This window comes from Nocardia farcinica (assembly GCF_029867845.1).
GTDB classification, from domain to species: domain Bacteria; phylum Actinomycetota; class Actinomycetes; order Mycobacteriales; family Mycobacteriaceae; genus Nocardia; species Nocardia farcinica_A.
On sequence record NZ_JARWRU010000053.1, the window covers coordinates 1 to 7,093 of the forward strand.

Below are 7,093 nucleotides of genomic sequence, written 5' to 3' on the forward strand. Positions count from 1 at the left end.
GGCCCGGCCACCGGACACCGGTTGCCGGGCCCGTGCGCGTCGTTTGCGGGCCGGGAAGCACCGTGCACGGCACGGCCGCGGGCCGGACGCGGGCACACCCCCAGCGTCCGGCGGCAGGCCGCTCAGAGCGGCAGCAGGTGATGCTTGCGGGGGCTGCGCGGCAGCTGCTTGTCGCGCAGCAGGTGCAGGGCGCGGCGGATCTCCAGGCGGGTGTCGTGGGGTTCGATGACGGCGTCGATGTAGCCGCGCTCGGCCGCCACCCAGGGCGTCGCCACGGTCGCGTTGTAGAAGTCGATCATCTGCTTGCGCACGGCCGCGCGCTGGTCCTCGGGGGCCGCGGCGATCTGCTTGCCGCCGATCAGGCTGACCGCGCTCTCCGCGCCCATCACCGCGATGCGGGCGGTGGGCCAGGCCAGGTTGACGTCGGCGCCGAGCTGCTTGGAGCCCATGACCGCGTAGCCGCCGCCGTAGGACTTGCGGATCACCACGGTCACCTTGGGCACGGTGGCCTCCACGAAGGAGAACAGGAACCGGCCACCGCGCTTGATGACGCCGATCTTCTCCTGCTCCACGCCCGGCAGGAAGCCCGGCGTGTCCACCACGAACACCAACGGCAGCTCGAAGGCATCGCACAGCCGCACGAAGTGCGCCGCCTTGTCGGAGGCGCGCGCGTCCAGGGCGCCGGCGTAGACCAGCGGCTGGTTGGCGACCACGCCGACGCTGCGGCCGTCGACACGGGCGAAGCCGGTGATGATGTTGCGGCCCGCGGTGGCGCCGATCTCGTGGAAATCGCCGTCGTCGAAGATCCGCAACAGGATCTCGTGCATGTCGTAGCCGGCGTTGTCGGAGTCCGGCACGATCGAGTCCAGCTCGCGGTCGCTGTCGGTGATCTCCGGCTCCAGGCCCGGGTTGACGATCGGCGGCAGCTCCTGGCAGCTGGTCGGCAGGAAGCTCAGGTACTCGCGCACCCATCGGAACGCGGCGGCCTCGTCGGGCGCGACGTGGTGGATGTTGCCGTACTCGGCCTGGCTGCGCGCGCCACCCAGCTCCTCGAGGCTCACGTCCTCGCCGGTGACCTCGCGGATCACCTTCGGGCCGGTGACGAACATGTACGCCTCTTCGGTCGCCACCACCACATCGGTGTTGATCGGGGCGTAGACCGCGCCGCCGGCGCACTTGCCGAGGATCATCGAGATCTGCGGCACCAGGCCCGACAGCGGTTCCTGGCGGCGGCCGAGTTCGGCGTACCAGGCCAGCGAGGTCACCGCCTCCTGCACGCGGGCGCCGCCGGAGTCGTTGATGCCGACCACCGGGCAGCCGACCCGCGCGGCGTACTCCAGGATGTAGGCCACCTTGCGGCCGAACATCTCGCCGACCGAGCCGCCGTACACGGTCTGGTCGTGGGAGAACACCGCGACCGGCCGTCCGTCGACCAGGCCGTGCCCGGTGACCCCGCCGTCGCCGTAGAGCGCCGACGGGTCACCCGGCTTGCGCACCAGTGCGCCGATTTCCACGAAGGTGCCCGGATCGAGCAGCATGTTGATCCGGTCGCGGGCGCTGGGGATGCCCTTCTTCGCCCGCTTCGCGACCCCCGCTTCACCCGCCGGCTCCTGCGCCTGTTCCAGGCGCTTGCGAAGGTCCGCGAGTTTCTCGGCCGTAGTGCTCACTTGTCCCCTTTCGCCTCCATCGCCACGAGCTTCGCGGTCAGGTCGGCACCGATCTTCCCGATCCGCGGTTCGTCGACGATCTGCAGATGATCCCCCGGAATGTGCACGACCTGGAGATTGGGGAGGTACTCGTCCCATCCGCCGTTGGGCTTGCGCTCGGCGAATCGGGGCTCCAGCTCGATCATGCCGTCGTGGTAGCGATCGGCCAGGTAGAGCACCACGTCGCCGTCGTAGCGCGACGGGGTCGTGCGGGCCAGGTGGCGGCTCTCCACCCACGAGGTGCGCTGGTGCTCGAGCACGCCGCCGGGGATCTTGGCCCCACTGATCTTGATCAGGTCGCTGATCATCTGGAACTGCTCTTCGTCGGAGGCAGCCGCCAGCTCCTCGAGCTGCTCGCGGTCGAGCTCGCCGTCGAAGCCGTAGGTCTTCTTGGCGAAGGCCTGGTAGCGCTCGATGCGGCGCACCCGCTCCTGCGGGCTGTTGTCCTCGTCCTGCGTCGGGATGGCCAGGTCGATCAGGCCGACCACCCGCACGTCCGCGCCCTCGGCGCGCAGCAGCTGCGCGACCTGCAGCGCGAACACCGCGCCGAGCGACCAGCCGTACAACACGAACGGGCCGTCGCCCTGGATGCGGCGCAGCTCCGGGATGTACTGCTTGGCGCGCTGCTCGATATCGCCCTCGACGCGCTCGAAGCCGTACATCGGGGTGTGCGCGGGCAGGCGCTTGAGCAGCGGCTCGTAGACCAGGGTGTTGCCACCGGAGGGGTGGAAGACGAACACCGGGATCGCGTCGGAGCCCTCGGGGCGCGGGCGCAGCGGGCGGATGAAGCCCTCCACGTCGTTGCTGTTGTCCTGCTGCTCGCGCACGATGTCGGCCAGCTGCTCGATGGTCTCGCAGTCGAGCACGTCGTCGACGGTGATCTCGGCCTTGATCCGCTCCGACAGCCGGGCCGCCAGCTTCTCGGCGACCTCCTCCTCGAGGATGGGCAGCGTGTTGAAGACACCGCCCGCCGACTTGCCGGTGACGATCGCCCAGGTGGCGTAGGTCAGGCGCTCGGCGGCGTCACGCGGGGGCACGTCGTCCTCGGAGACGTCGGCCAGGGCCTCGCCGAAAGCGGCGGTCTCCGGGTCGACCGGCTCTTCCTCGGCCACCGGCTCGGCGGGCGCGGCGGCGCTCTCGGCGGGCGCGGCGGCGGCGACACCGGCCGCCTCGGCCACGGCCTGGGGGCTCTCGCCGGACTCGATGGCCGCGCGGGCGTTCTCCACGAAGGCGGCGTCGATGACCACGTCCTCGCCCGCGGCCTGGCGCTCGGCGATGGCAGCGACCTCGTCGCGGTGTTCGATCGCGTAGCGCAGCACCTTGCCGACCTCGATCAGGTTGGCGTCACGCACCGCCTGCAACTGCAACTGCGGGATGTCGAACTCGTACTCGACGCGGTTCTTGATGCGCATGGCCATCAGCGAGTCCAGACCCAGCTCCATGAGCGGGATCTCCATCGGCAGATCCTCGACCGCGTAACCCATGGACTCCGCGACGATCAGGGCCAGCCGCTCCTCCAGGCTCTGTGAGCCGTTCGGATCCCAGCGGTCGCCGTGGTTCGCCACGACCTCCGGTTCGGCCTGCGCCACAGCGGTTTCCGCGACGGGCGCGGCGGCCGGAGCCGGGGTGGGCAGCGGCGCGCCGGAGGTGACGACGGCGTCGAAGACCAGCCGGAACTGCCCGGCCTCGTTGGCGTGCACCTGCACCGAGGCGCCGCCGGGATGCGGGGTGAGGGTGGTGGTCAGCGTGCCCTGCGCCGGGACGGGGGCATGTGCCAGCGAGGCGCCGAGACCCACCTCGGCCAGCACCTGGGCGGCGGCGGCGAGCACCAGCGCGGCCGGGTCGGTGACCGCGCCCGCCTGGACCTGCCAGACGTGCCTGCCGTCGGGCAGCGCGACGTGCGCGCCGGGCACCCTGGCGTCGCCGCTGCCGGTGGACAGCCTGCTCGATGGCCAGAACTCCTTGCGCACGAAGGTGGTGCGCGGGATGTCGGCGTAGTCGCCGGGCGGCAGCAGCGAGGGCAGGTCGACCGGGTGACCGTGGGTGTAGAGCTGGGCCAGCGCGGAGATCACCCCGGCCGACTCGTCCTCCTTGCGCTTGAGCGTGGGGATGAGCTGGGCGTCGTGCAGCCCGGCGGCGAAGGTGGTGCCGAGCACCTGCATGAGCGCCACCGAGTTGGGGGCCAGCTCCAGGAAGGTGGTGTGGCCGCGATCCACCGCGAGCTTCACCGCGTTGGTGAAGTACACGCTGTGGCGCATGTTGGTGACCCAGTAGTCCTCGTCGTGCAGCGGGTCGCTGCCGGGACGGAAGTACTGCTCCTTCAGCACGGTCGAGTACAGGCCGTGCTTCAGTCGGGTCGGCTCGATGCCAGCCAGTTCGGCGGCCAGCTCGCCCAGCAGCGGGTCCATCTGCGAGGTGTGGCCCGCGCCCCGGGTGGCCAGCACGCGCGCGAACTTGCCCGCCTGCTCGACCTTCGCGACGATCGCCATGACCTGCTCGGTGGGTCCGCCGATGACGGTGTTGGTCGGCGCGGCGTAGACCGCGACCTCCACATCGGGGTAGTCGGCGAGCATGGCCTCCACATCGGCCGCGCTCAGCTCGACCAGCGCCATGTTGCGCACGTCGTCGTCGCTGATCATGGCCTCGCCCTCGCCCATGAGGCGGGAACGGGCACAGATCACCCGCACCGCGTCCTCCAGCGTCAGGCCGCCCGCGATGTAGGCGCCCGCGACCTCGCCCATGGAGTGGCCGACGACCGCCTCCGGCTCGGCGCCGTGGGCGCGCAGCAGCGCGGCCAGGCCGACCTGGATGGTGAAGATGCCGACCTGGGAGGTGCCGACGTCGTAGTCCTGGGCGTCGTCGAGGATCATCTCGCGCACCGAGTAGCCGGCCTCGTCGACGACCAGCTCGTCGACCTCGTCCACGGCCGCGCGGAAGATCGCGTTCTCCAGGTACAACTGCTTGCCCATCTTGCGGTGCTGGGCGCCGAATCCGGCGAGCACCCAGATCGGGCCCTGCGCGGCGGGGGCGTCGGCGGTGAACACGCCGGTGCCCGGCTTGCCCGCGGCGATGGCGCGCAGCCCGGCCACGGCCTCCTCGTGGGTGGTGGCCAGCACCACGCCGCGCGAGCGCCAGTGGCTGCGCTTGGCCAGCGAACGGGCCACGTCCGCCAGCGGCACGTCGCGCCCGGCGCCGGACTCCAGCCAGTCGGCGAGTTCGGCGGCGGCACGGCGGCGGCGTGAGGGCAGGTAACCGGAGACCGGGAGGATGACCGGCAGCGGTTCGGCCCTGGTGACCGACCACTCGGCGTCCTGCGCGGCCTCGGCGGTGATCTCGGTGGCCGCGGCCACGACCTCGGCCGCCCCGGCGTCCACCTCGACGGCGTCGCCCGCGGCGATCTCGGTGGCCGCGGCGATCACGTCGGTGCTCGCGGCGTCCAGCGCGTCGGCGGACTCGGCCGGGGCCTGCGCCGCGGCGGTCCTCGCACCGGCGGGCACGTACTCCTGGAGCACCAGGTGGGCGTTGGTGCCACCGAAACCGAAGCCGGAGATGCCGACGGTGGCCACGCCGCTGTACCGGGGGAACTCGGTCGGGGTGTCGACGACCTTCAGACGGGCCTGCTCGAACGGGATGTAGGGGCTCGGCCCGGCGTAGTTGATGTTCGGCGGGATGACGTTGTGCTGGAACGACATCACCACCTTCGCCAGCGCGGGGACGCCGGCGCCGGACTCCAGGTGACCGAAATTGGTCTTGGCCGAACCGAGCAGCGCGGGCTTGTCGGCGTCGCGGCCGCGGCCGATCACCCGGCCGAGCGCGTCGGCCTCGATGGGATCGCCGATCGGCGTGCCGGTGCCGTGCGCCTCGATGTAGTCGACACCGGCGGGGTTGATGCCCGCGTCGCGGTAGGCGCGGCGCAGCACCTCCGCCTGAGCGTCGGGATTGGGCGCGAACAGACCGTTGGAGCGACCGTCGTTGTTGACCGCCGTGCCCTTGATGACCGCGAGCACGCGGTCGCCGTCGCGCTCGGCGTCGGCCAGGCGCTTGAGCACCACCAGGCCGCCGCCCTCGGAGCGCACCATGCCGTCGGCGTCGGCGGAGAAGGCCTTGATCCGGCCGTCCTTGGCGACCGCGCCGTTCTTCTCGAAGCCGAGGGTGGCCACCGGCGACAGGATCATGTTGACACCGCCCGCCAGCGCCAGGTCGGCGTCGCCGTCGCGCAGCGCGCGCACCGCCTGGTGCACCGCGACCAGCGTCGAGGAGCAGGCGGTGTCCACGGTCACCGAGGGGCCGCGGAAGTCGAAGAAGTAGGAGACGCGGTTGGCGATGATGCCGGTGGAGGCGCCGAGCAGGGCGTAGGCCTCGGCCGAGATCGGCAGGCTCGGGTCGCGATCACCGAGGCCGAGCGCGGCGATGAGCTGGAAGTCCTGGGTGGAGGAGCCGACGAACATGCCGACCTGCTCACCGCGCAACTCGCTGGCGGGGATGCGGGCGTGCTCGAGCGCCTCCCAGGTCAGCTCCATCATCAGCCGCTGCTGCGGGTCGACCCGCTCGACCTCGATCGGCGACATGGCGAAGAACTCCGCGTCGAAGCCCTTCACCACGTCCTGGTCGAGATAGCCGCCGCGGGTGTTGGACTCGGCGACCAGCTGCGCGGTGGCCGGGTCGGACAGGAACTCCGACCAGCGGCCCTCGGGCAGCTCGCGGATCGCGTCCCCGCCGTTGATGAGGAATTCCCAGGTCGACTCCGGGGTGTCGCCCGCGCCGGGCAGCCGGGTGGACAGGCCGACGATGGCGATGTCGTGCGCCTCGCCCGGGGTGTAGCCGGCGGTGTAGTAGGCGTCCTCGCCCTGGCTCTCGGCGGCCTCGGGCTCGCCGTGCACGATCACCTCGGCCAGCGAGGCGATGGTGGGGTGCTGGTAGACCACGGTGGCGTTGAGGGTGACACCGGTCAGCTCCTCGATGTCGCCGCCGAGCGCGAGGGCGTCGCGGGAGGCCAGGCCGAATTCCTCCATCGGCCGGTCGACGGTGATGTTGTCCACCGGCTGGCCGGTGGCCTCGGCCACCCACTTGCGCAACCATTCGCGCAACTCCGACACCGACAACTCGGTGCGCGGGGCGCCTGCCTCCCGCGTCGCGGAGTCGGCGGGCGCGGAGGTCGCGTCGGCGGTGGTCGCCTCGCGGTCCGTCTGGTCGGGCGTGCCCTCGTTGTCAGCCATCAATTCCTCAAGCTACTCGTCTGCGTACCGGGCGCGCCGCGAATCGACGTCCGGCCCGGGCGCATGTGTGGGGGGCGGGCGCCGACGCCCCGCGGGGGGAGCTCACCCCAGCGGATTTATCTTACGGGGGATCGGGGCGAGCCAGCGGGGGGTTTGCACCCCCCACCCGTG

The 7,093-nt window shown here is 71.6% G+C and carries 2 protein-coding genes; both read right to left on the minus strand.

From position 1 onward, the window contains the following. Window positions 1–122: 122 nt before the first annotated feature. The gene (locus QH283_RS00835) at window positions 123–1,667 is read right to left on the minus strand and encodes an acyl-CoA carboxylase subunit beta (RefSeq protein ID WP_280501104.1); all 1,545 of its coding nucleotides are present in this window, start codon (window positions 1,665–1,667) and stop codon (window positions 123–125) included. Continuing rightward, window positions 1,664–6,922 (minus strand): polyketide synthase Pks13, encoded by a 5,259-nt coding sequence (pks13, locus tag QH283_RS00840; RefSeq protein WP_280501105.1) that lies wholly within the window; start codon window positions 6,920–6,922, stop codon window positions 1,664–1,666. Before pks13 ends, QH283_RS00835 begins: the two co-directional genes overlap by 4 nt. Window positions 6,923–7,093: the final 171 nt, after the last annotated feature.